The organism is Pradoshia sp. D12 (genome assembly GCF_008935075.1).
Classification (GTDB): Bacteria; Bacillota; Bacilli; order Bacillales; family Pradoshiaceae; genus Pradoshia.
In genome coordinates, this window is record NZ_CP044545.1 from 3,464,202 (window position 1) to 3,489,225 (window position 25,024).

Genomic DNA, 25,024 nt, shown 5'->3' on the forward strand with positions numbered 1-25,024 from the left:
ATACTCTGAGGTAATAGAAATGTAGATCTAAAGATGTTTAAAAGGAATATTTCCTCCGATAAATGAAAAAGCAAAATAGGAACATGTTACTACATTTGTTCAATCCTATTTTACCTATATTTCATCATATAATTTAGATTTTACTGGTATATTATAACATTATCAATTATATTTTTTAAAAATTATAACATATTCTACTTAAACCAGCCTTTTTCTTTAAATCGAGAGATAGCTTCTATTCGATTATTGACGTCCAGTTTATCAAGTATGACAGAGATATAGTTTCGAACCGTCCCTGTTGTTATAAATAGTTGATTGGCAATTTCCTTCGTATTTTTCCCATCAGCTATTAAGCCCAAAACCTGCTGTTCACGTTCCGTAAGAGGGTTTTCCTCTTCATAAATCATGTCAACCAGTTCGGGTGCATAAATACGTCGTCCATCCATAATAACCCTGATAGAGTTGGCCAGTTCTTCACTCGGACTGTCCTTTAACAAATACCCGCGTACATCCGCTTTTCGTGCCCTTTCAAAATAACCTGATCTCGCAAAGGTTGTAAGTATAATTACTTTGCATGCGCTTCCTTTTAATTCTTCTGCGACATCGAGTCCACTTTTTCCAGGCATTTCTATATCCATCACACAAACATCTGGCTTATGCTGTTTGATCATGGATATAGCTTCCTCTCCATTTTTAGCTTTACCAACTACCGTCATATCTGGTTCTAAATCTAACAATGCGCCTAATGCACCAAGCAGCATTCTTTGATCTTCAGCTATTACGATTTTAATCATGCCATTACCTCCTGTTGAACGTTCCGCTCTATCAGTGGAATTTTAAAAATTAATTCTGTTCCTGAATTAACCCGAATATCAAGGCTTCCATTCACAAATTCAAGCCGCTCCCTCATTCCCTTTAATCCATTCCCTTTCCCCATTTCTTTTTCAACAATTCCTGTTCCATTATCCTGAATAATCATTGTTAATTCTGTATGCGTTTTTTTAATATCGAGTCTGCATTCATTAGCCCTGCTATGCTTCACGATGTTAGTAATAGCTTCCTTTAAACACATACTCAATACATTTTCCACAAGCAGCGGAATCTTCTGGATACTCTCTTCTCCTTCAACATAAAATTCCATTTGAGCTGCTCTCAATATTTGCTTGATACGGATTAATTCATCCTCCATTTTGGTGCCCCTCATATCAGCTACAATGTCACGCACTTCTTTTAATGCTGTTCTTGCAGTCACTTGAATATCTTTCAATTCATTCTTTGCCTGCTCCGGATTTATTTGTACCAGCCTACCGGCCAAATCACTTTTCAGTCCGATCAACGAGAGTTTCTGACCAAGAATATCATGTAAGTCCCTTGCAATTCGCTGGCGTTCCTGAAGCTTAACTAAATCTGATATTTGTTTGTGAGCATCTTTCAGCTCAGCCTCCAGCCTTTCTCTTTTGTGAATATTATAGGAGCTCAATGGAAGTAAAATAACACCAATTACACATATTAAAATAAAAGGAAATTGTGAAAAGAAGAGTGGATTCTGAGTAATGAATCCCCAATTAACCGTCAGTACTGTGCCTCCAACATGAATACCATATAAAATAAAGAAACCTACCTTATTCTCAACAGTTCCAATATAATAAGCCAGAAAGAGCGAAAAATAAACAAACCCAAATATTAATGACATAGCGATACAAATCGCCATTTGGATTCCTACCCAGAAATAAACAAATCCACCTTTCGAAATAGCTGAAATACGATTGCTTATAAAAAATAACAGAATAAGAATGATTCCTAACACAATCATAAAAATGGATTTTGCATGAAAAATAAAATAGAAAGGGAGAATACTAAATACGAGCCAAACATAAAGATTCAGTCCTTTATTAGTTGGAAATAACTGATTCAAAGCATTCAATTGTCCTCTCCCCCTCCATTAATTTTACTTCAGCATATACCAGTAAATAAAAAAAATACAGTAAATTTACTGTATTTTTTTGTAACATCTAAATTATGACTTTACCTTACCAGCACGCCTATTTATGTCTTTAAAGCTCACAAAGCCTTTACCTTTTTCATCCCATAAGCGAAAACGGATTGCCTTTAAGCTTGAAGATATCGTAATGGTTGTAGCTTGCTGTAAAGGAGCAGTCTCATTATGGACTTTTTCAAGATGATAATTTGGTACTCTTGGGCTTAAATGATGGACATGGTGAAACCCTATATTCCCCGTCACCCATTGAAGAATTCTTGGAAGCTTATAATAGGAGCTTCCGTCGATTGCCGCTTTGACATAGTCCCAATCTTTTTCTTCCTCAAAATATGAATCTTCAAATTGATGCTGTACATAGAATAACCAGATTCCAAGAGCACCTGCAATAAACAAGATCGGCAATTGAATCAATAAAAATTCTTTCCAACCGATGAGCAAGCACATAGATGCATATATGACGACGATAGATAGATTGGTAATATACGTGTTTATGCGTTCTTTTCTTCTGGCACCCTTACGATTGAAACGATTTGTAACTAAAAATAAATAGATAGGACCTAACCCAAACATGACAATTGGATTCCGATATAGTCGATATATTAACTTTTCCTTAAACGAGGCCATCTTGTATTCCTCGACAGTCATGATCCAAATGTCTCCGGTTCCACGCTTATTCAAATTACTGCTTGTCGCATGATGAATGGAATGACTTCTTTTCCACTGTTCATATGGAAACATGGTAATAACTCCAGTTATCGTCCCTAAAATGTCGTTCCATTTCCTATTTTTAAAAAAGGATTGATGGCAGCAATCATGGAAGATAATAAATAATCTAATAACAAATCCGGATGTAAGTACCGCAAAAAACAATGTCAGCCAATACGAAATCTCCAGGCTTTGATAGGCAGCAAACCAAAGAATTAAAAATGGAATAAATGTATTTAGAATTTGTTTTACGCTTGATTTTGTATTCGCCTTTTCATAGGGAGCAATTTGTTTTCTTAAGGATATATTCTTCTCCTTGGACATTTTATTCACCTCTATAACAATATTTATTCTTAATGTTATAGAATAGTTCAACTCCAAACTAGTCATAAACGTCAATAGGTGAACATGACATATGTCATATACAAACATTTTTGAATAAACTGAATAATTCATTTGCAAATCAAAAAAAATTAAACTATAGTTAATGTAATCACTTACTTAAAGGAGGAATGTATTATGGAACCTCAAATAGCAAACATCGTTAATGTCAATTTCATATCACAGCCCTCTGGTAAGGATGCATAAAATTCCTTTATTTTAACATGATTGAATTTGCATATTTCCGTGGGCTGTGTGCGCCCACGGTTTTTATTTGTCCGAATCTGTCTATAACACAGAAACGACATAAAGGAGACCAACGTATTTGGCCTCCTTTTTATTTTGCAATCAAAAACAATCATTTGGAGGAATTTAAATTGAATTTAAAACAATTAGGCTGGAATAAACATTTTGAAGAAGCTTTCAAACAATATAGCAATAAAGAATATACAGTAGGCCGTATAGCTTTGGAGCATAAAGGTATGTATCGTGTTTTCTCAGCTGATGGTAATCTTTTAGCTGAAGTTACAGGCAAAATGCGTCATGAAGCAAAGGAAAGCTCAGATTTTCCTGCAGTCGGTGATTGGGTTACCATCACTTCCCGAAAAGATGAGCAAAAAGCAACCATCCACGCCGTACTGCCAAGAAAAAGTAAATTCTCAAGAAAGAAAGCTGGAGTGACAACTGAAGAGCAACTTGTCGCAGCCAATATCGATACCATTTTCTTAGTCAATGCACTAAACACCGATTTTAATATGCGCAGGCTGGAACGTTACTTATTGATGGCTTGGGAAAGCGGAGCAAATCCTGTCATTATTTTAAGCAAATCTGATTTATGTGATGATGTTGATCAAAAAATCAGAGAAGTAGAGGCAATCGCATTAGGTGTACCCATTCATGCTATCAGTGCGGAAAACAGGATGGGTTTAGAGCAATTAGACCCTTATATCCAAGAAGGTAAAACAGTTGCTTTACTTGGTTCATCTGGTACCGGTAAATCAACATTAACAAATGTACTATACGGCGACAGCATCCTAGAGGTTAAATCCATTCGGAAAGATGATGATAAAGGGAGACACACAACTACACACCGAGAACTAGTTATCCTTAATGGAGGAGGGATCATAATTGATACTCCCGGAATGAGGGAATTACAATTATGGGAAGCCGACGAAGGAATCAGTCATAGTTTCACTGATATAGAAGAATTAGCTTCACAATGTAAATTCACAGACTGTAAACACAAAACCGAACCAAGTTGCGCAGTACAGGAGGCAATATCCAATAAAACGCTGAGTAAAGAACGCTTTGCCAGTTACCTAAAACTCCAACGCGAACTCGCCTACCTAAACCGAAAAGAAAACCAACGCGCCGCACTCGCGGAAAAAGCTAAATGGAAAAAAACAAAAGGCTGAAGGGCCCCGCTCAGCCGCGACAAGCGTAAGAAGAGGCGCGCAGGGAGAACGATTCTTCCTCCCGTAGCGGCTAGGCCCTGAAGCTAGATTAAGCAAAAAGCGGAGACGGCTTGCCCAGAAGCGAGGAGCATAAGACAGGAACTCGGAAGGAGGTGTTCTCCCTCCTGTAGAGTTCATACTTATGTCCTGAGCTTCTAGCCGTCGAAGCTAGATTAAAACAAAAGGCTGAAACGACTGGGTTAAGGATCGAAGACTAAGTTCGCCACATCCTGTGGCAACGTCTTCGTGACCTACATCCTGTAGGCCTCCGACAAGCATAAGAGGAGTCATGTAGGGAGGCGCTCTATAAAGGACCAAAGGCTATGGGCGCCACGTCCTGTGGCAACGCCTTTGTGACCTACATCCTGTAGGCCTCCGAAGTGGCTATCCTTATGACTCGAGGGACTAGGAGTTGAAGCTGGATTAAAACAAAAAGCTGAGACGACTTGCCCAGAAGCGAGGAGCATAAGACAGGGGCTCGGAAGGAGGTGTTTTTTCCTCCTGCAGAGACCATGCTTATGTCCTGAGCTTCTAGCCGTCGAAGCTAGATTAAGCAAAAAGATGAAGGGCCTAGCTCAGGAGCGAGGAGCATAAGACAGGAGCTCGGAAGGAGGTGTTCTCCCTCCTGTAGAGGTCATGCTTATGTCCTGAGCTCCTAGGCCCTGAATCTGGATTAAGCAAAAGGCTGAAGGGCTGGGTTAAGGAACGAAGACTAAATTCGCCACATCCTGTGGTAATGTCATCGTTCTTTTTCTTTTGTACTACCTTATCTTTCTGAGTGAACTGCCCACTCAAATCAAACCTCTCTTATACAAACCCTCTTACATAAAAAAATTACAAAATTCTCCTCCCAGTGCAGAATATTCAATCATTTAACCAAAATATGTTAAAATCATCATGACAAAATGATTATCCATATTTACAAGATAAAAGGCAGGCCTTTGTACAGAAAGAGGAGATTTAAATGAATAGTCCAATAGGAAGAAAAAAGCGGACAGAAAAATTATTAAAAGAGATGGGAATCCCAATAAATACACACTTACATACATTAGAAAGTGAAAATAGCCTGCATTTTAAAGATATTGAACAGGTGATTGACCGAATTATTGCCATCACTATAGTATCGGCTAAAGGCAGCGGTGCCCCCGATGAAACGATCGACGAATTTTTAGAGAGTTACAATGCGAAAGAATTATTTTCTCCTGAGGAAAAAGAGTTCATTGAGAATGAAGAACCTGACCAGGACGAATATAACACCTACTCCTGGAAAATTGAATGTAACTCTGCCCTTTTATGGGCCATTAATCTGATACCCGATCTTCCATTCCCACATACTTTATCCGATGTAGAAACACTTTATGATCTTGTATTGCATTCTACCAAGGAAGAGCTATTGGAACGGGCTTCCTATCGGGACAAAAATGAAATACTGGATGCACTCGATCTTTTGTACAGACTCCATTGGGCTATTGCCGAAACTCGTATGAATAATGAAGAATTTCCGATTGAAATTAGTCCCGGTGTTGTTTACGAGAGAAGATATGCTCTAAATTGGATGATTAATATCTTGGATGAGGAATGGGACGATATATCAATGGATACAATCTAAACCTATACTATATTCGATCAATTCAGATGGGGATGCCTTGGCTTGCAGTTTCGTCACTACTTGTTACGAACTTACCATATCCCCTCCATTTGGATGAAGGATTTGCCCCGACATATAGCTCGAATCATCTGATGCTAAAAATACATAGCTGGGGGCAATTTCAAATGGTTGGCCTGCTCGCTTCATCGGTACCTCAGGAGTTAATGTTCCAAAAGTCTTTACCTCTTCAGCTGAAAATGAAGACGGAATCAGCGGTGTCCAAATTGGTCCTGGAGCTACACCATTTACCCGAATCCCCTTTTTTATTAAAGAAAGAGAAAGCGAACGCGTAAATGTAACAACCGCCCCTTTCGTTGCTGAATAATCCAATAGCTTAGGGTGACCATTATATGCTGTTACGGAAGCTGTATTTATAATAGAAGACCCACGCTGGAGATGTGGCAGGACAGCCTTCACCATAAAAAAATAGGAATAAATATTCGTACGAAATGTTAAATCAAGTTGTTCCTCCGTAATATCCTCAATCCGTTTTTGAACAAACTGTACAGCATGATTATTTACCAAAATATCGATCTTTCCAAATTCGTCCAAACATTGACGAACGGCAGCCACTGACATATCCTCATGGGTAAGATTTCCACATATAAGCAGGCACTTAACCCCTAGCTTCTCGATTCTTTCTTTTGTTTCCTCGGCATCCTCATGCTCATACAGATATACAATAGCAACATTCGCACCCTCTTTCGCAAAAGAATAGGCGACCGCTCTGCCAATACCTGAATCTCCTCCTGTAATAAGCGCAGTCTTCCTCTCCAGCTTTCCGCTCCCTTTGTAGTATGGATTTTCAGATATAGGTCTAGGATTCATTACATATTCCAACCCCGGATGCTCGCTTTGATGTTGAGGAGGAAAAGCAATCGGTACATCTTTACAATATCTTTCCTTCCTTAAATACTTATAGTATGGATACATATAATTCAGACCTCCCGAATTTTAGCCTCACTATTATGCGTATAGCAGAAAAGTGTCCTATATGCACCCTGGGGTTATATATTTATTAAAATAGCCTATCAAGAGACAGGTGGCTTCCTATAATCCCTTTAACATAAAAAAGACACCCACTCTGGGTGCCCTTCATTTAAATACTTTTTACATTTTGGATAATGAATCCACTTTTTGGGTAGGTTGGTATTCTGGTCTTACTGATTGCTAAGTCCTGTTCGGGTACTTCATAATCAATATCTTTAACTAGAAAATCAACAGTTGTTTGCAAAATCTTGACGGTAGCCCATTCCCCTGCACAACGGTGTCCCTTATCATAATCTCCGCCGCCTTGTGGAATAAAGGCAAATGGGCTGTCCTTCCATTCTCTAAATCGCTCAACGTTAAATGTATCTGGATCATCCCAAAGATTCGGATGATGATTGGTTCCGTATAGATCCAAAAGAACCAATGTCCCTTTTTTGAACGGATATTCATTCCAATAAAAGTCTTTGCGGACTCTGGCTCCTAAAAATGGTGCAAAAGGATAATAGCGACGTACTTCCTGTACAAACATTTTATTGTACACTTCATTATTGGTTTTCAATAATTTACGTACCTCAGGATAATCATGCATCGCTATAGCACAGAATACAACAAAATAACAATTAGCCACCACAGGTCGAATGATATTAATTAATTCGACCGCAGCCAATTCCGGTTCCAACAATTCACCAGTCAAATCACGATGATTAGCTATGATCGATAAAGCAGTACCTTGCTCAGCTCTTAGTTTCCCATCCCGTACTTGTCCAATAATATCAGCAACCCACTTATCTGAGTCTCTTCTTGCCCATCTGCCTTTTTGGTATCTTGGACCCACTCCACCAATAGAATCAACTAAATTAAACATTTCTTCTGCTCTCTTTTTTACTTCCTTTTCTTTTAACGGAACTCCAGCCCACTCACAGGCAATCCTGTAAAGAACTTGTTTAGCCTCTTCCATTAAAATCACTTTTTTACTCTTTTCCCATTTAGGGATAACCGACATCCATTGTTTTTTTGTGATTTCCTGGAGTTTGTCCAAACTTTGGTGTGTCATAATCGACATGAACATCCCTTTACGATGTCGGTGTTCTTCTTCATCCAGCGTTTGTACACCATTTTTACCAAAAAGAGATTTCTGAATTCTCATCGGAATTGCCGGTTTACGAATAAATCGATCTTCATCATAGAAGGCTCTTCCAGCTTCCTCTCCTGTCATACAAATAACCTTCTGTCCCAGAAGGCGAGTCTGAAATATGTCCGAATTGAATTGCTTTCGCCTGTTAGAAATAAATTCGTACCCTTCTGATAATAGGGTAAGGGTGTTATCAACGGTTTTTTCACGAGGAATTTCTTTTATACCTTTCATATCAACAGCTCCTCATATATAGTCCATAATAAAACAGGATACCCCTCAGAAAAGTATATAAACATACTATTCATGCATGCCATTTCCGTTCTGTACCAACTAGCTGCCCTAATAGAAATAAGACTTACGTAATCCGTAAGTCTCTAATCAATTTTCAATATATACATGCTGGGAAAGTTCATGTTTTAAATGTTGCGGTATAGGTTCTGTTTTCTGAGTCTCCAAATTAAAATTAACATATACTGCTGTCCCTTTGGCACAAACCTGACCATTCTGGTGAATCTCCTCATACAGCTCCAAGCTTGTATTTCCAATGTGTTTAACCCATGTGAAAACTTCGACATTTGTACCGAAATATATTTGTCTACTATAATCTATATTCATATTTAGAATGATCATTTTCCATTTCTGAAATGAGAGATCTGGAGTAAACAGTTTAAAAATCGGGTTCCTTGCTGCTTCAAGCCAAATGGGAATCGTCGTATTATTGACATGGCCAATGCCATCTGTTTCAGAAACTCTCGGCTCTATCGTTTTCTTATACATACCGGCCTCCCGCCTCCCTACTCAAAGGCACTCCTTTATATGCATGCTGATAAATGTTCAATATATCATCCTTATTTAAAGGGAGCGGACTTCTGGCCAGCAGCCTTGTCTGTTTGTTCGCATCATCGGACAATCCTACCAACGAGGCTTCCTTCACACCATATTCTTTCAATGTGACAGGCAATCCAACGTCCTCTATCAATTGATGAAACACCTCGAATGGCGTCTGCTTTTCATCTCCCAGCATCGTTACTAGATGACTCATTTTATCCTGGCAATGTTCCTTAATATAGTCCATTACATAAGGCAGCAATACAGCATTCGATTCACCATGAGGCAGTTTGTATTGACTTCCTAGTGGATACGCAAGTGCATGGACACCGGCTACACCTGCATTGTGAAAAGCCAGGCCAGCCAGATAACTCCCATGGCTCATTGCTGATCTTGCTTCCGGGGTCTCACCATTTTGTACAGCCCTGCGGATTGCCCCTCCAATAAGCTTAATTGCTTGAATGGCAATCCCATCCGTCACATCATTCGCTCGGACTGAAAGATATGACTCTATCGCATGTGTCAAAGCATCCACACCGGTAGCAGCCGTAATTCGTCTTGGTACAGAAACAGTCAGCTGCGGATCGACAATTGCCAGATCAGACAACAAATACTTATGGGTAATGACATCTTTTGTTCCATCAAGTGATAACACGGCAATATCCGTCACTTCACTTCCAGTCCCCGAGGTGGTCGGGATTAATATTTTTTGTTTCCCTTTACGGAGGATTGGTTTTGTCCCAGTTAAATTTAAATAGTCGGCAACATCCCCTTCATTGTCAGATATAACCGCGGCCAGCTTAGCTAAATCCAATACCGATCCTCCGCCAATACCTACAATACAATCAAAATCTTCTATTCTTGCAAAATCGACCAATCGTTGAGCACAAGCAAGAGTCGGCTCTGGCTCTACATCTGTGTAAATTTCAACTCTATATTTTGATTGCAATGGAGTCATATAAGGTGTAAGCAATCCAATATCAAGTAATATTTGGTCAGTGATTAGCAGGATTTTATTACTTTTCATAGATTGCAAACCTTCATCCAGTCTCTCCATTGAACCCCAGCCGATAAAAGTTTGACTTGGTAATTTAATAGTAGACAACACCATCACAGCCTCCTTTTCTCTATTAATGACTCTTTACTGAAAATCTAAAGACTTCTTTTACATACTTCGTTATAAACCGTCTATTTCCTGTTATATTTTTAACAACTACACAATTTTCTTCCAATTAAATATAAATTTTACATCTATTATCTATTTTAATATGATAGAAGTAACCACTTTCCCATCGATATAAAACTAATATGCCAAGGATTGCAGGAGATGAAGATGCATGAAAATCAAGAAAGTCCTTAATAATAATGCCGTTATTGTCATGGATGAAAATCAGGAAAAAATTGCGCTGGGTCCAGGAATTGCATTTAATAAAGGGAAAAACGATATCATCAATAGGAATAAGATCGATAAACTATTTGTTATCAAAAACAGTGATCATTTTGATCAGCTTTTGCCCCAAATCCCCAGTGAGCATATGATTCTAACACAGGAGATTATTCATTATGCTGAGGATTGCCTTCAAGTAAAATTAAATCCCCATATCTTTATTGCTCTCGCAGACCATCTTACGTTTGCGATTGAACGCCATGAAGATGGTATATTTATAAAAAATAAACTTATCCCCGAAATAAGAGTTTTATATAAAAAGGAGTTTGACATAGGCATTTGGGCGATCAATCATGTTAAGGAGAAAATAGGTATACAAATGCCCATAGATGAAGCTGCCTTTATCGCGCTCCATCTGCATACGGCATCTATTCCGTCTGGAAATCTGCAAGTCTCCCTGCGCCAAACTTCTATTATTAATGAAATTGTACATATGATCAGGGACTATTTTTCTATCAGTTTAGAAGAAACAGGACTTTCCTACGAGCGCTTAATAACTCATTTTCGCTACACCCTGTATAGAGTCAATGAAGCTCCTGAACGCACAATGGATGAAGAAATGCTAATGATGATAAGCAGTAAGTTTCCTTCCTCTTACCAATGTGCTAAAACAATCGCAGAACATCTATCTACACAGCATGGCATACATCTTCCCTCTGAGGAAATTGGCTATATTACGATTCATATTGAGAGATTGCGAGGCAGAAAGGGATGATTATGTTATTTATTGCTGATAGCTTTGACCGCTTCTCTCATAGTTGAACTTGTAATACTAAAAAAAGCTCTTTCCATATCGACTGGAAAGAGCTTTCGTTTGAGTTGCATTATAGGCTAGATGCCTGCAAAAAATGAAGCTAAGTTGCCAATTTAATAGGATCCACTTGAAATTCTATGATTGTATCTTTCATTTAAAACGATTATGAACTAGTTCTTTACTAATTTTTTTAATTCATCAGCAACAAACTGAACGTTTGTACCGACAATAACCTGCAGACTTTCCCTTCCGGTTATCTTAATACCATGTACACCGGTTGATTTAATTTTATTTTGATCAACCGCTTCCATATTTTTGACTTCCAGTCTAAGGCGAGTTGCACAATTATCAACAGAAACGATATTTTCTTTCCCACCCAATCCTGTATAAATCTCAGCAGCTAAACTAGCATATTTATTTTCAATAGAGGCCGCAGCAGATTGCATTCCATTTGCCTCATTCTCCAATTCTTCTCCTCTTCCAGGTGTATTAAGATTAAATTTCACAATAATGAATCGGAACAAGAAATAATAAATGACTGCAAAAATTAATCCCTGGACAATCAGCATATAAGGCTGATTTGCAAGCGGTAATTTGAAACTTAGGGCAAAGTCTATAAAACCAGCACTGAATCCAAACCCCGCTGTCCAATGAAAAGTGGCGGCAACCGCTAGAGAAATTCCTGTCAATACAGCATGGACTAAGTATAATAATGGGGCTGCAAACATAAAAGCAAACTCAAGAGGTTCTGTCACACCTGTAAAAAATGCAGCAAAGCCTGCAGCAAGCATTAAGGAAGCGATCTGTTTCTTATGTTTTGTTTTCGCCGTATGATACATAGCCAATCCAGCAGCAGGTAACCCAAACATCATTACCGGGAAGAATCCGGCCTGATACATTCCAGTGACACCTTTTACACCTTCACCTTTCCAGAAGTTACTGATATCATTAATGCCCGCAACATCAAACCAGAATACTTGGTTTAACGCATGGTGTAGACCGGTTGGTATTAATAATCGATTGAAGAATCCGTAAAGACCGGCACCTACAGCTCCCAATTTAGAGATACCTTCACCAAATGAAATCAGTGTTGTATAAACAGGAGGCCAAACAAAGAGTAAAACGATAGAGACAACCAGCATGGCTAAGGCTGTCATAATTGGTACCAAACGTTTACCGCTAAAGAAAGCCAATGCATCCGGAAGCTTGACATGACTGAATCTGTTATACATGGAAGATGCTATAATACCTGATATGATTCCGACAAATGCATTTTTGATTTTATCAAAGCCTGGTTGCACATTTTCTAATTCAATCCCTTTTAACATCGCAACCGTCTCCGGTGCCAGCAGGGTCGTTACAACTAAAAAGGCAACTAAGCCACTTAAAGCAGCTGAGCCATCCCGATCCTTTGACATTCCAAGCGCCACACCGACTGCAAACAGGATTGGAATACTGTCTATAATTGATGATCCGGCTTTGATTAAGAAGGCTGCCACAGGACTCTCAGCACCCCAGCCACTCGGGTCAATCCAGTAACCAAGTCCCATCAAAACAGCAGCAGCAGGCAAAACTGCGACAGGCAACATTAACGAGCCGCCCAGCCTTTGTATATACTTCTTCACTTTACTCCCTCCACTTCTTTTAATTAGTGAGCTAGACTACGCTTTCAAGCCATAAATTTGACCAGATTTTGAAAACGTTTTCAAAATAATGCACTTTCCTAAAGTTCTCATCACCTCCTTTCATGTATAATAAAAAATAGTTTTAGATTGTCATAATAACCGTTTCACCTTGTGTACACGTTCCCTTACTGCCGTAGGTAATTTCCTTATCGCTATTCATCACTATAATTGGAGTAACCGTACTTTCAACTCGCTCCTCTAAATACGCCCAATCCACCTCTATCAACAATTGTCCAGCTCTCACCTGTTCTCCTTCTTTAACAGAAGGCTGAAATCCTTCTCCATTTAAGGCAACAGTTTCAAGACCAATATGAATTAAGACCTCAATACCAGATTTACTGCGGATCGCAATGGCATGTTTGGTTGGAGCAATCATGATAATCTCTCCATTAATAGGCGCATATACATGGCCGCCCGATGGCTGAATTGCAATACCTTCTCCCATCATTTTTTGGCTAAATACCGGATCGGGAACCTCTTCAATTGAAATAACTGTACCATTTAACGGTGCCACCAAATTATTCTCTTTCTTCTTAAAAAAACTAAATGCCATTCTTAATTGCTCCTCTCTGTCTATAGATATGAATTGTATTTAGAAATTAATCTTCATCCTGTCCCATTGACCAAAAAAAGGCATGGCGGAATTAGAAATAGGTTACTACTAACCTATCACTATACCACCATGCCTGATCGTATCAGTTACATGTGAGACAGATAACATTTCTATCTCCATAGTATCATTTTTCCTATGTAAATTACAGGATAATTTTGGATGCACTTACAATCTTTTTATATTTTCACTACCCTTATACCATTCATGAAATTCGACAACGACTTCCTTTGGTACATCAGGTAATGAAGTAATGACAACCGGCTTGGAGCGATTGGTGAATTCCAATGTAGCCACGTTAAATTTACGCTGCAGCCATGAATATTTACTCACGGTTTGCTGAATATTCTTACGTTTTGTTAAAAAGGTTTCTGTAATTAAACCGCCATTTCGTACTTGGATGAAAGCATCCGTTTGCAAATAGCTTGTAAATTTATAATTAAGGAGGCGGAGAATCAGCTCAATTACAAATACACCTATCGCCAACCAAATCCAGTCTTTCTTGAATAAAAAGAGACCGATCAAAGCAGCAATCGTCCAGTAATAAGGGCGAATTAGCCTTAGCCATAATACGTGCTTCGGTAAATGAGTCATTTCTTCTTCAATATGATAATCTGGCAATAATTCATTCGTTAACGAATAGGCTTCATGCTTTGGTAAAAATGGATAAAGTGAACTAATCTCCTGTTCACTACTCTCTGTTTGGCCGGCACTTACTACCTTGACCTCGGCCATCCCCAGAAGACGCTTGATTAAAGACTGTTTAATCGTAATCGCCTGAACCCTGCTTTTTTGTATAGAAAAAGTGTTTCTGTTCAACACTCCTTTAGAAATATAAATCCTTTGATTATCACCGGCTATTTCATAATTCCCATACTTGATGACAGTTTGGATATATCCTATTCCAAAAGAAAGAAGAAGCGCAATTATAATCAACGGAACCAATAAACCTAAGTGATTCATAAAGTAGGTAAACACTGCTTTAGTGGATTCCTCTACATTAAAAAAATCATCAATATTTGAGTACACAGCTGCCAGAAGAGGGAAAATGGCTAGAAAACTGAATGACGTCAGCGCAGCTTTTAGGTTATCTTTTTGAGTGGAGCGGAAGTAGATCTGTTTTTCAACGACTTCTTCTTCTTTTGCTTCATCTAACCGATTGGAATTTTTCCTGTATACTAAATCAAGGATGCGATCCGCTTCCTCTGAACTAACAGCCTCAAAGATTAGAGTCGATTCGTCATCCGTAGTCCCGGTTTCAAGTTTAATCGTTGTTAGCCCAAGCAGCTTATGAATAAAGTTTGTTTGAATATGATGGTCCTGAATTCGTTCATAGGTTGTTGTACGCAGCTTTTTAACCAACACACCCTCATGAAGAACGATCGCTTCTTCGTTCAATTCATAGGTATTTGAATACCATTTTAATGGAATGTATATAAGGGCCCAGGCAACAACAGCCCAAAATGCATATCGCGCCCATACAACCCAACCGGTCTCTGTGCCAGCATTTAAAATAAATAGGAAGATGATAATAAATAAGAGACTTTTAATAAATGAAACGATTTCTATAAGAATCCAGGCAGGATGCTGTCTTTTTTTAGAGTGATTCATAACTCCTGCTCCATTCCTTTTTCATCACGGTCTTTAACCTTCGCGAAAATCGCAATTTGCTCCCTTAAAGCGATCGCTTGTTCAGCTGGTATCGCTGGAATCGTATGATTTGTAGTTGTGGTTCCTATTTCAACATCATAAAGCTGATACTTTCGTAAGAAGGGACCTTGATGTGTCGATACATATTCTACTTTTGCCATCGGAATCACAATGTGCTCTACAATAAAATGGCCACGCTTCAATTGAACGTATTCCTCGTCAATCTCGTATCTCCAGGTTTTATATTTATAGTACGGTTCAAATAAAATTTCATAAATAGCTGAAAGCACTGTCAAACCTATAAGCACGATTAAAGTATAGGTGATCCACGTTTTCCATTCATACATTTCAGATAGATACCATAATACCCCAGCTACGAGGATAGTGGCTCCATGCCCAAGTGTTTTGGACAGCCTCCAAACCAATATACTGTCCTTCGATATTCTCTGCGTCGGTTCTTGAATCTGTAAATACATTGCTCCACATCCCTGCTTATCTTTTACTATCTATACGTGAGGATAGATATTTACTCTGTTATGCTCCTATCCCTTATTTCGACAAAAAACCTTCTATTCCTTTCAATCAAATAAAAAAACCCGGTAACTAGCCTTACCGAGTTGTATCCTTCCAGGTTTATCCCAGCTTGATTGAGATACTGCATTTAGCCTGTAACTCATCGTGCGCAGGTAAACGAACAACACCTTCCATCTGTTCAAATCCACCAGGTAATGCCATCCATGGTTCAAGACATACATATTGATTTGGCCGTTCTGACCACACAACAATGGTAGTAAAGTCGTTGCTATACTCTACTTCTATAGTGTCTTGATTATTACTTAGTCTGGATATCCCTTCAGATACCGGATTGAAATTCTTTGCATCCTGAATAGGTAAATCTTTTAGATTTTCTTCGTACTTTTTTGTTATGCCATCTTCATTATCAACATATTGAGTTGCTGGAATTTCATAACGACTGTTTGGATGATTCGCATTAAAATAAGGATGAAAACCAGCATAGAATGGCATGGTTTCTGATGATAAATTTTTGTAGGTTTGGTAGATACTTAGTTTTCCGTCTTCCAATTTATACGTAAATTCTAGAGAAAAATGAAAAGGGTATTGTTTAAAGCTTTCTTCATCATCCTGCAGTTGTAAAGTAGCCCAATTTGAAGCTTGATCGATTACTTTCCAAGCTTTATTCCGGGCAAATCCATGCTGTCGCATTGTATATGTATGTCCGTTTAATTGATATTCATTGTTTGGTAATGGACCACAGATTGGAAACAGAACCGGGTTTCCTCCGCGGATATTTTTTGCTGGATCCGCAAACGTTTCCTCTTGTAAATATAAAATGTCCTTTCCATGAAGAGTTAGCTGAATTAAGATGCCCCCTCTTTCCGGACATAAAACCGCTCTTGAATCTGTGGCTTTTTCCGTAAGAACGATTACGTTATAACCCGCCATTACTTCCATCGTCATTCCGTTCACTCCTTAAACCTAAATTGATTTATATTTGTGAATTATACCACAATTCATACTCATATTGATTAATGGCTAGACAAAAAAACACAGTTTCGTTAGCAAACTAGGTTGCTAGGAAACTGTGTTTTTAGTTGTTTAGTCTTCTACTATATCCTTACGATTCTTCTTAAGCATTTTAGAAAGTACCTCATAAACAATCGGTACTACTACTAAAGTTAATAGCGTGGAACTAATCAAACCGCCAATAACGGTAATAGCCAGGTCTTTTGAAACAAGACCTCCACCGCCGCCATCACCGAGTGCCATTGGTATCATTGCACCAATTGTAGCAATAGCAGTCATGAGAATTGGGCGCAATCTTGTTGCTCCAGCCTCAAGAATGGCTTCACGCATCTTCATTCCTTCACGTTCCATGTGAATGATACGGTCAACTAACACTATGGCATTTGTAACAACAATACCAATTAACATTAACAGACCCATCATAACAGATACAGAAATGGTTTGATCAGTTAGATATAATCCAACAAATGAACCTATTACTGCAAATGGCAAGGAGAACAGAATGGCAAATGGCGCCAATCCTTCACGGAATGTGACAACTAGGATAAAGTAGACAATTGCAACTGCTGCAATCATGGCCACCCCTAGCTGTGTAAATGTCTCAGTCATATCTGCTGCAACGCCCGCAACTCCCGTCGTTACACCCTTAGGTAGATCGAGTTTATCCACTTCTTCATCTGCTGCAGTTGAAGCCTTGGATACATCTTCACCGATAATGGTTGCAGACACAGTCGCATAATACTCACCTTCAGAACGAGCTAATGTGTTGAGTGTTGTGCCTTCTTCAACTTTTACTAACTCGGATAAAGGCATTGCCGTACCCTGTGCAGTTGGTATTGGCGTTTTCAGTAAGTCATCCATTGATTTCGGATCAGCTTTCGCTTCACGTTGAACGACTACCTCTATATCATTGCCATCATTTTCAACTGTCGTTAATACTTCTTTTTGATCAGATGCATTTAGTGCCATAACAATTTGGCCAGTAGTTAAACCATATTGCAGGACATCCGCCTGATCCACATTTAATACGTGCTCAACATATGGATCCTCGGCATCAGAAGTCACATCTTCAACTTCATCCACATTACCGAGAGCGCCTTCCACTTGTTTAACAGCATTCTGCAGATCATCCAAGTCCTTACTGTAAATCGTGTAGCTTACTTCATTGGATGACATGCCGCCCATAGCTGCAAAGTCTTGCAGCTTCCATTCACCTGATTGGCCGATATTAAGTAAATATTCTTCAACTTCTTCTTTTGCCTCACTGAAGTTTTCCATATCAGGATCAAAGATGAGGAACATTAATGCTCCGCCAGCACCGCCGCCCATAGCCATAGATGCTGCCATATCAGCAGAATCAGAATCGTTTACGGATATCTGGATTGTATCTATATCTTTCCGATCCATTAACTTCTCTTCGACTTGCTCAATGTTTTTCAATGTATCTTCCTGTAACTCACCAGTAGCTGGTGTGTACGTAATATACATTGTTTTCTCTTCCTGTGATCCCATAAAGCTGAATCCAATTAACGGTGTTAAGGCTATTGAACCAACTAGCAGAACAACAGCGATAATGGAGGTGATGATTTTATGGTTCAGCACCTTCGCCAATACACCTTTATACCATAATGCTAGTTTACCTACTTCTTTATGCTGACCTTCTTTTCTTTCACCATATATTCCTTTACGGAATAAGAAGTGAGATAGTGCCGGAACAATTGTAATGGCCACGATTAACGATGCAATCAAGGCAAATGACATTGTTAAGGCGAATGGCATGAACAATTCTCCTACCATACCACCAATGAAGACCATTGGGGCAAATACTGCTATCGTTACTAATGTTGAAGACAATATAGGCTTGAACATTTCAAGCGTTGCTTCACGAATCAGTGCACGCCCTCTAAGCTTCTCTTCTTTCAAGTGCATTCTTCGATAAATATTTTCCACAACGACAATGGAGTCATCAATTACCCGTCCAATCGCAACCGTAATCGCACCAAGTGTCATGATATTTAAAGTAATATCCATCCAATTCAAGAGCAACAATGCCATGAAAATGGATACTGGTATAGAGATAATGGATATAATCGTAGATTTGATATCCCGTAAAAATAACAAGATAACCAGAATCGCAATTAATCCGCCAAATAAAGCTTTTTCAATCATCGTAAATACAGAGTCTTCAATTGGTTTACCCTGGTCAAGCGTAACATCGATCTTCAATCCATCGATTGCCTTCTCCTGGTCATCAATTAAATCTTTAACAGCATTCACGACTGTCACGGTATTTGCTTCCTGCCCTTTAACGATTTGAATCGCTATGGCATCCTTACCGTTCGTACGTGAAACGGATTCTACTTTACCAACCGTTTCAATTTTTGCAATGTCACTCAATTTCACAAATGGCGTTGGATTTTCCGCAGATGGTGTAACTGGAATGACCATGTTTTTCAGGCCATCAACTGTTTTTAGTTTACCATCTACATAAACCGCTTCTTCGCCTTCCTCAAACTCATAAAGACCGAGTGAAAGCTCCATATCACTCGCCTGAATCATTTCCTTCACTTTGTCTTCAGTCAGTCCAAATTGCTTCATCTTTTCCTGATCGTAACTGAAGTTTACTTCTTCTATATGCTGTCCTGTGATAGTTGCAGAAGCTACACCATCAATATCTTCAATCTTAGGCAGGATTGTATCTTCAACAGTCGAGGTTAAATCTACAATGTCCTCTTCCTCACTGCTGATGGATAAGGATAGAATCGGCATCATATTCATACTGATTGCCATAATAGATGGTTCTTCAGCATCCTCCGGCATTTTTACTCCGTCAATAGATGATTCAAGCTGACGCTTTTTCTCATCCATATCTACTCCGTACTCATACTCTACCTGAACCTGAGATACACTGGATGATGAATTGGAATATACGGCATTGACATCTTCAAGTCCTTCTATTGCCTTCTCCATTGGAATGGAGACTTCATTCATTACTTGCTCTGGAGCAGCACCGGGATATACACCCATTACAATTAAGTAAGGAATAGATATATCTGGAATTGACTCCATTTTCATTCTTGTACCTGAATAGATTCCTGATGCTGTAATAATAATCGTTAATAGCCACACGGCCAGTTTATTTCCTAAAACAAAGTTGACTAACCCCTTCACCCTTACACCTTCCTTTAACTAAAAAAATTCAAACAATTGACTCAATTCCTACAATTAATTATAATAATGACTGGTTGGTCAGATGTCAACTAAATGAACAGGGGTGTCGGCATGGTTAAAAAACAATTAATAATGGAAAGGGCCTTTGAGCTTTTCGCAAAGAATGGAATTGAAGCAACATCTGTTCAACAAATAACGGAAGTATGCGGAATCTCAAAAGGCGCATTCTACCTATCTTATAAATCTAAGGATGAATTAGTTTATGCACTTATTGATTACTTCCTGAGCGATATGGCAGCGAATATTGAACAGGCGGTCAGTGAATCTAATTCAGACCATTCACTGCTTTATCATTTTTATTTTAATATTTTTAGTTCGTATCAAAGCCATTCCAACTTTGCAAAGGTTTTAATAACAGAACAATTTACCTCCTGTAGTATGGAATTATTTGAACAGTTATCAAAATATGATCAATTTATGAACTCTATTATATTCTCTATTGTTGACCGACAATTTCCAAATGTGGATGATTCGATGCGACCAGATTTGGTTTATACCATTAAAAGTTTCTCTAAACTATATGCAGAGCTATTCATATCAAATTATCCTTTTGAGCTTGATACAGTATGCAAATCGTTAGTTGAAAAGGTAACCATTCTAGCTAACCAGGCAGACATTCCGCTTATTTCAGCAGAATATTTAACCTATACAAGCTCAAAATCTATCATTCCTACCAAGGGGGAACTGGTGGATTTGCTCACTGCAAAAAAGGATGAAATATCAGATCAAACCATACAGCAATCATTAGAGCTATTAAAAGATGATTTATTGAACCCCCAATATCCAGGAGTCATCATTCAAGGGCTACTAAAAAACTTAAAGGCAAATTCCCACACTAAATGGACTGCTTATTTATATGAAACATATTTGGAGACATTACAATAAATTTTAACAACCGGAATTATTCATAAATCCCAAACGCAGAAAATGCCTGGGATTTTATTTATACTTATTGATAGTTCCATATCAAATATTCTATTTATTCTATTAATATTTATTACACCCTGCGATATTGCAGTATAATAAATAGAATAAGATGATTTCACCAGGGAGGGGTTTTCGTAATTGAAGGATTTAGGAAACAGCCTTTATACCATATTGGAATGGGTTATGAGGTTTGCTTATGTAAATATATTATGGATTTTATTCACGCTGGCCGGTGTAATTGTTTTAGGGATATACCCCGCCACCACAGCCATGTTTTCTGTAATGAGAGAATGGTTGAGAGGGAATTCGGATTTACCTGTGTTCAATACTTTTTCGTCCTATTACAAAAAAGACTTTTGGAAAAGTAATCATTTAGGAATTTATACATCCATTATCTTTTTATTGATAGGTATTGATCTTTTTTACATACAGAGCGAGGCAAGCAAGCTTATGACCTGGACTCATATCCCGATATTTGCTTGCATTCTATTTTTTATCTTTTTACTTTTTTACCTGTTTCCTGTGTTCGCTCATTATGATTTAACGGTACGATCCAATTATAAACAAGCATTCTTCATTATGTTAATTAGCCCAATCCAAATTATCATGATGGTCATTTGCCTTGTTGCATTTTCAATCATCTCGTTCATCTTCCCTGCACTTGCATTTATTTTTGGTTTAAGCTTTTATTCCTTTATTACATCATGGTTAGCCTCTTCCTCTTTCAAACGTTTAGAGGCAAACAACAAAATCAAACAGACTGATTTATAACTCTGTCAGTTAATTAAAACGCAAAGCACAAATGCTCCTTTATCGCACTTGTGCTTTTATTGATTTCATTGAATAAATTCCTTAACCATAAAAACGACATACTCCCCATGCCAGGTGTATGTCGCTTTGGTTTATCCTATTATCCTTTTACTGCGCTAGCTGATAATCCTTCAATTACTTTATTACTAAAGAAAATAAAGGCAAGCAATAATGGTAGGAAACTGATAATTAATGTGGCACCGATGGCACCCCAGTCAGTCATATACTGTCCAATAAAATTCTGAATGCCGACTGTTAAGGTTTTATATTTATCAGAGCTGATAAACGTATTAACAAAAACGAATTCATTCCAATTGTAAATCATATTGATGATGACTGTCGTAGAAAGAATAGGCATGGACATTGGCAGGACAATCCGGAAAAACATCCGGTTGATTGAGCTTCCATCTATGATCGCAGCCTCTTCAATTTCTCTTGGCAATGTAGTATAGAAGCCAAGCAGAATCATCATCGTAATCGGTAAATTATATGCAGTGTAGGTAAGAACAATCGACCATGGATTATCAATTAAGTTTACGTTCAAAAACATATTGAACAATGGAATTAATGCTGAGTGAATTGGAATCATCAACCCGATCATAAACAAACCAAGCACCAGCTTACTGAATTTCCAATGCATCCTCGTAATCGCATAAGTTGCCATACTTGCAAAAAGAACTGTCAAAATAATGGCTACTCCTGTAATCCAAATACTATTAAAAAAGTATAATCCTATGCCTCCATCCCAAACCTTCAAATAGTTTTCCCATCTAAATTCGGAGGGAAGAGCAAAGGGCGAACCCGCAAATATCTCCTGATTGCTCTTTAATGAAAACAGGAAAAGCCAAATAATTGGGAACACCTGAAAGACCGCAACAACTGTCAAACAAATATATAATACTATCTTTCCAAAACGAGCCATTCTTTTCCTCTCCTCTCTAATATTGGATTTCTTCCTTGGATGCAGTCAGTTTATTGATAATAAACGTCACAATTAACGTAATGACCAGTAACAGGAAGCCAATTGCACTGCCGTAACCAAAATTAGAGGATGAGAAAGCCAGCTTATACATATAGGATGCCATTACTTCACTGGATCCGTTCGGACCTCCGCCTGTCATAACATAAATAAGATCGAAATATTTAAGTGAACCAACAATAGCCAGTACAATTGTAACTTTTACAACTCCCATGATTAGCGGCAATTTAATCTTCATGGCAATCTGCCATGGAGTAGCACCGTCTATTTTTGCTGCTTCAATTAAAGATTCAGGTATATTTTTTAGGGCTGCATAATAAATCAAAATATAAAATCCTGCATACTGCCATAGGATGGGGATAAAAATAGCATATAAAACGATAGATGTATCAGATAACCATAATGGTGGATTTTCAACCCCAAACCAAACCAATATCGTATTTAATATTCCGTTCGATGGATTGAACACTTTAATCCAAAGCTGCGCAATAGCCACTGAAGATAGCAGCATTGGAATCAAATAAATTTTCCTTAATAAATTTGCCCCTTTTATTTTGGAAGCAAGAATGAGAGAAATAGCTAAATAGATAATTAAACTCAATGTTGAAAAGATAGCCAGTAAAATGGAATGCCAGGCACTATCCCAAAATTTCGCGTCCTGGATTGCATTTATATAGTTCTCCAATCCAATAAACTTCATGGCTCCAATGCCATCCCAATCCATAAGTCCATAATAACCTGTCAAAATAAGCGGGATAAAAATCAGTACACTGACCAATAACAAAGCCGGCAGAATATACATAGCTATAATCCACTTATTGGACATCACCTTATTCATAAAAACCACCTCATCTGTATGTAGGAAAAGGATTCATCGTATCAGGATGAATCCTTTTCCTTTGTCGTTTTACTTTGAAGAAAGCGCCTTTTCATGCTCTTTTGCAAATTTCTCTGGAGTTGTTTCCTTGCCGAATAAAGCTTGAATTTGATCTAAGTGAACCTGTGCTGCATCGGAGCTTAATTGTACATCCGCATATAAGGTAATATTAGTTGCTTTATTTAATTTCCCTAAAACATCTACATACATTTGCGGCAAATCTAGCTTCTCAGCATCAATTTTAGTAGCTGGTATTACGCCGGCATCCGTGACAGATTTTTCTCCCCACTGCTGAACAAAGTAAGATACGAAATCCTTCGCCTCTTCTTTTACTTTAGAGTCTTCAGAAACAAACAATCCTACTCCAGGTCCACCAACATAACTGTTCATATCCCCTTTTCCATCAACAGATGGGAAGTCAAAGAAACCAACCTGATCTTTAAATTCCTGAGGTACATCTGGATTTGTTGTGTAGTTTGGCAAATCCCATGTAGCAATTAGATACATAGCGGCTTGGCTGTTCATGAACATACTTTTTGCTTCTTCATCAGATAAACCGTTGAATCCGTTTACAAATCCATTTGCATCAACTAATTCCTGTACTTTTTCAGCGGCAGATACAAGCGCTGGATCTTCGAAAGAACCTGAACGATCAATGGCACCTTTCAATGCTTCAGTCCCGCCAATTCGATCTGCTAAATACATATACCATAATGAACCAGTCCATTTATCCTTATTACCTAGCGCAATTGGCTCAACTCCATTTTTATCAAGCGTTTTTGCGGCCTTTACTAACTCATCAAATGTTTTTGGAGCTTCTAAGCCATTATCCTTAAACATTTTCTTATTATAGAAGACAGAGGCTATATTAAGCTCCAGTGGCAGACCGTACGTTTTACCATCGATTTGGTAAGCTTCCGAAGTACCAGCTACAAAAGAATCCTTTAAATCTCCTTCTAGAATGTCATCCAGCGGCGCAAACTTTTTGCCATCCACGTATGGTTGAAGGTATCCTGCTGACCATGTCATTCCCACATCAGGAAGTTCATTGGAAGCAGATAAAACTTTAATTTTATCCTTGTATTGTTCATTGCTAAGTACTTCAAGCTCAACCTTAACATCCTTATGTTCCTTCTCATAATCAGCAACGATTTTCTGAACAATTTCATGATGTTGTTTAGAGCTTCCTTCCGGCCATAGGTGCATAAACTTAACAACTTTCTTTCCATCACTGTTTGACTTTTCAGTTTCTGACGAACATCCCGCTAGAACTAAAAATAAGGCCAAGAACCCAGCAAGAAATGAAAACGCTTTCTTTTTACGCATAATTAAACCCCCAATAGTTAATTTTACTTACTATTAAACTTAA

At 38.3% G+C, this 25,024-nt stretch carries 21 protein-coding genes; 5 read left to right on the top strand and 16 right to left on the bottom strand.

Features of this window, described 5'->3' with window-relative positions; all coding sequences use genetic code 11:
- Positions 1-194: 194 nt before the first annotated feature.
- The 3 genes from F7984_RS16730 to F7984_RS16740 form a co-directional block, all read right to left on the bottom strand.
- A complete protein-coding gene (locus F7984_RS16730) occupies positions 195-794 on the bottom strand; it encodes a response regulator transcription factor (protein WP_139892244.1) in 600 nt (199 codons plus the stop codon).
- Entirely contained in the window at positions 791-1,924 is a 1,134-nt protein-coding gene (locus tag F7984_RS16735) for a sensor histidine kinase (RefSeq protein ID WP_066106359.1), read from the bottom strand. The genes F7984_RS16730 and F7984_RS16735 overlap by 4 nt, the downstream gene beginning before the upstream one ends.
- A 93-nt stretch (positions 1,925-2,017) precedes the next feature.
- Positions 2,018-3,028 carry a Delta(5) desaturase DesA gene (locus F7984_RS16740; protein WP_066106354.1) on the bottom strand — a complete coding sequence of 337 codons (1,011 nt, stop codon included), beginning with the start codon at positions 3,026-3,028 and terminating at the stop codon, positions 2,018-2,020.
- Between the two features lie 434 nt (positions 3,029-3,462).
- Between F7984_RS16740 and rsgA the strand changes: the two genes are divergently transcribed.
- Entirely contained in the window at positions 3,463-4,500 is a 1,038-nt protein-coding gene (gene rsgA, locus F7984_RS16745) for a ribosome small subunit-dependent GTPase A (protein ID WP_140461745.1), read from the top strand.
- Between the two features lie 1,003 nt (positions 4,501-5,503).
- On the top strand, positions 5,504-6,148 hold the full coding sequence (locus F7984_RS16750) for a DUF4272 domain-containing protein (protein WP_066106350.1): 645 nt from the start codon (positions 5,504-5,506) through the stop codon (positions 6,146-6,148).
- A gap of 63 nt (positions 6,149-6,211) precedes the next feature.
- Here the strand turns inward: F7984_RS16750 and F7984_RS16755 are convergent, their stop codons facing one another.
- The 4 genes from F7984_RS16755 to F7984_RS16770 form a co-directional block, all read right to left on the bottom strand.
- Positions 6,212-7,120 carry an SDR family oxidoreductase gene (locus F7984_RS16755; protein WP_066106347.1) on the bottom strand — a complete coding sequence of 303 codons (909 nt, stop codon included), beginning with the start codon at positions 7,118-7,120 and terminating at the stop codon, positions 6,212-6,214.
- A 166-nt stretch (positions 7,121-7,286) separates the two neighbouring features.
- The gene (locus tag F7984_RS16760; RefSeq protein ID WP_140461746.1) at positions 7,287-8,543 is read right to left on the bottom strand and encodes a CYP152 family fatty-acid peroxygenase CypC; all 1,257 of its coding nucleotides are present in this window, start codon (positions 8,541-8,543) and stop codon (positions 7,287-7,289) included.
- A gap of 147 nt (positions 8,544-8,690) precedes the next feature.
- The gene (locus F7984_RS16765) at positions 8,691-9,089 is read right to left on the bottom strand and encodes an acyl-CoA thioesterase (protein WP_140461747.1); all 399 of its coding nucleotides are present in this window, start codon (positions 9,087-9,089) and stop codon (positions 8,691-8,693) included.
- Entirely contained in the window at positions 9,082-10,251 is a 1,170-nt protein-coding gene (locus F7984_RS16770) for an iron-containing alcohol dehydrogenase (protein WP_140461748.1), read from the bottom strand. The genes F7984_RS16765 and F7984_RS16770 overlap by 8 nt, the downstream gene beginning before the upstream one ends.
- Before the next feature lie 226 nt (positions 10,252-10,477).
- Here F7984_RS16770 and F7984_RS16775 point away from each other — a divergent pair, with 226 nt between their 5' ends.
- Positions 10,478-11,302, top strand: coding sequence for a PRD domain-containing protein (locus F7984_RS16775; protein ID WP_140461749.1), 825 nt, complete (start codon positions 10,478-10,480; stop codon positions 11,300-11,302).
- 209 nt (positions 11,303-11,511) lie between these two features.
- On the opposite strand, the gene nagE is transcribed toward F7984_RS16775, so the two are convergent.
- The 6 genes from nagE to F7984_RS16805 form a co-directional block, all read right to left on the bottom strand.
- On the bottom strand, positions 11,512-12,966 hold the full coding sequence (gene nagE / locus F7984_RS16780; protein WP_140461750.1) for an N-acetylglucosamine-specific PTS transporter subunit IIBC: 1,455 nt from the start codon (positions 12,964-12,966) through the stop codon (positions 11,512-11,514).
- A gap of 142 nt (positions 12,967-13,108) precedes the next feature.
- Entirely contained in the window at positions 13,109-13,579 is a 471-nt protein-coding gene (locus F7984_RS16785) for a PTS sugar transporter subunit IIA (RefSeq protein ID WP_066106329.1), read from the bottom strand.
- A 225-nt stretch (positions 13,580-13,804) separates the two neighbouring features.
- Positions 13,805-15,247 (bottom strand): PH domain-containing protein, encoded by a 1,443-nt coding sequence (locus tag F7984_RS16790; protein WP_139892237.1) that lies wholly within the window; start codon positions 15,245-15,247, stop codon positions 13,805-13,807.
- Complete coding sequence (locus tag F7984_RS16795; RefSeq protein WP_066106323.1) at positions 15,244-15,762, bottom strand: PH domain-containing protein; 519 nt, start codon at positions 15,760-15,762, stop codon at positions 15,244-15,246. Before F7984_RS16795 ends, F7984_RS16790 begins: the two co-directional genes overlap by 4 nt.
- Positions 15,763-15,919: 157 nt before the next feature.
- Complete coding sequence (locus F7984_RS16800) at positions 15,920-16,765, bottom strand: aldose epimerase family protein (RefSeq protein WP_140461751.1); 846 nt, start codon at positions 16,763-16,765, stop codon at positions 15,920-15,922.
- 138 nt (positions 16,766-16,903) lie between these two features.
- Complete coding sequence (locus F7984_RS16805) at positions 16,904-20,002, bottom strand: efflux RND transporter permease subunit (protein ID WP_140461752.1); 3,099 nt, start codon at positions 20,000-20,002, stop codon at positions 16,904-16,906.
- A gap of 111 nt (positions 20,003-20,113) precedes the next feature.
- Between F7984_RS16805 and F7984_RS16810 the strand changes: the two genes are divergently transcribed.
- A complete protein-coding gene (locus F7984_RS16810) occupies positions 20,114-20,947 on the top strand; it encodes a TetR/AcrR family transcriptional regulator (protein WP_181162024.1) in 834 nt (277 codons plus the stop codon).
- A gap of 180 nt (positions 20,948-21,127) precedes the next feature.
- Entirely contained in the window at positions 21,128-21,760 is a 633-nt protein-coding gene (locus tag F7984_RS16815) for a YesL family protein (protein ID WP_139892232.1), read from the top strand.
- Positions 21,761-21,899: 139 nt separating this feature from the next.
- Here the strand turns inward: F7984_RS16815 and F7984_RS16820 are convergent, their stop codons facing one another.
- The 3 genes from F7984_RS16820 to F7984_RS16830 all read right to left on the bottom strand — a co-directional run bounded on the left by F7984_RS16820 (position 21,900) and on the right by F7984_RS16830 (position 24,981).
- Positions 21,900-22,721: a carbohydrate ABC transporter permease gene (locus F7984_RS16820; protein ID WP_139892231.1), complete on the bottom strand. Its 822-nt coding sequence runs from the start codon at positions 22,719-22,721 to the stop codon at positions 21,900-21,902.
- Between the two features lie 16 nt (positions 22,722-22,737).
- The gene (locus F7984_RS16825) at positions 22,738-23,616 is read right to left on the bottom strand and encodes a carbohydrate ABC transporter permease (RefSeq protein ID WP_140461754.1); all 879 of its coding nucleotides are present in this window, start codon (positions 23,614-23,616) and stop codon (positions 22,738-22,740) included.
- Positions 23,617-23,685: 69 nt separating this feature from the next.
- The gene (locus F7984_RS16830; RefSeq protein WP_066106303.1) at positions 23,686-24,981 is read right to left on the bottom strand and encodes an extracellular solute-binding protein; all 1,296 of its coding nucleotides are present in this window, start codon (positions 24,979-24,981) and stop codon (positions 23,686-23,688) included.
- Between the last annotated feature and the right edge of the window lie 43 nt (positions 24,982-25,024).

Coding starts and splice junctions, on each gene's coding strand:
- F7984_RS16750 (WP_066106350.1), top strand. CDS start 5,504: ATGAATAGTCCAATAGGAAGAAAAAAGCGGACAGAAAAATTATTAAAA.
- F7984_RS16730 (WP_139892244.1), bottom strand. CDS start 794: ATGATTAAAATCGTAATAGCTGAAGATCAAAGAATGCTGCTTGGTGCA.
- F7984_RS16790 (WP_139892237.1), bottom strand. CDS start 15,247: ATGAATCACTCTAAAAAAAGACAGCATCCTGCCTGGATTCTTATAGAA.
- F7984_RS16770 (WP_140461748.1), bottom strand. CDS start 10,251: ATGGTGTTGTCTACTATTAAATTACCAAGTCAAACTTTTATCGGCTGG.
- F7984_RS16765 (WP_140461747.1), bottom strand. CDS start 9,089: ATGTATAAGAAAACGATAGAGCCGAGAGTTTCTGAAACAGATGGCATT.
- F7984_RS16740 (WP_066106354.1), bottom strand. CDS start 3,028: ATGTCCAAGGAGAAGAATATATCCTTAAGAAAACAAATTGCTCCCTAT.
- F7984_RS16820 (WP_139892231.1), bottom strand. CDS start 22,721: ATGGCTCGTTTTGGAAAGATAGTATTATATATTTGTTTGACAGTTGTT.
- F7984_RS16785 (WP_066106329.1), bottom strand. CDS start 13,579: ATGGCATTTAGTTTTTTTAAGAAGAAAGAGAATAATTTGGTGGCACCG.
- F7984_RS16825 (WP_140461754.1), bottom strand. CDS start 23,616: ATGAATAAGGTGATGTCCAATAAGTGGATTATAGCTATGTATATTCTG.
- F7984_RS16830 (WP_066106303.1), bottom strand. CDS start 24,981: ATGCGTAAAAAGAAAGCGTTTTCATTTCTTGCTGGGTTCTTGGCCTTA.
- F7984_RS16800 (WP_140461751.1), bottom strand. CDS start 16,765: ATGACGATGGAAGTAATGGCGGGTTATAACGTAATCGTTCTTACGGAA.
- F7984_RS16760 (WP_140461746.1), bottom strand. CDS start 8,543: ATGAAAGGTATAAAAGAAATTCCTCGTGAAAAAACCGTTGATAACACC.
- F7984_RS16775 (WP_140461749.1), top strand. CDS start 10,478: ATGAAAATCAAGAAAGTCCTTAATAATAATGCCGTTATTGTCATGGAT.
- F7984_RS16755 (WP_066106347.1), bottom strand. CDS start 7,120: ATGTATCCATACTATAAGTATTTAAGGAAGGAAAGATATTGTAAAGAT.
- F7984_RS16810 (WP_181162024.1), top strand. CDS start 20,114: ATGGTTAAAAAACAATTAATAATGGAAAGGGCCTTTGAGCTTTTCGCA.
- F7984_RS16795 (WP_066106323.1), bottom strand. CDS start 15,762: ATGTATTTACAGATTCAAGAACCGACGCAGAGAATATCGAAGGACAGT.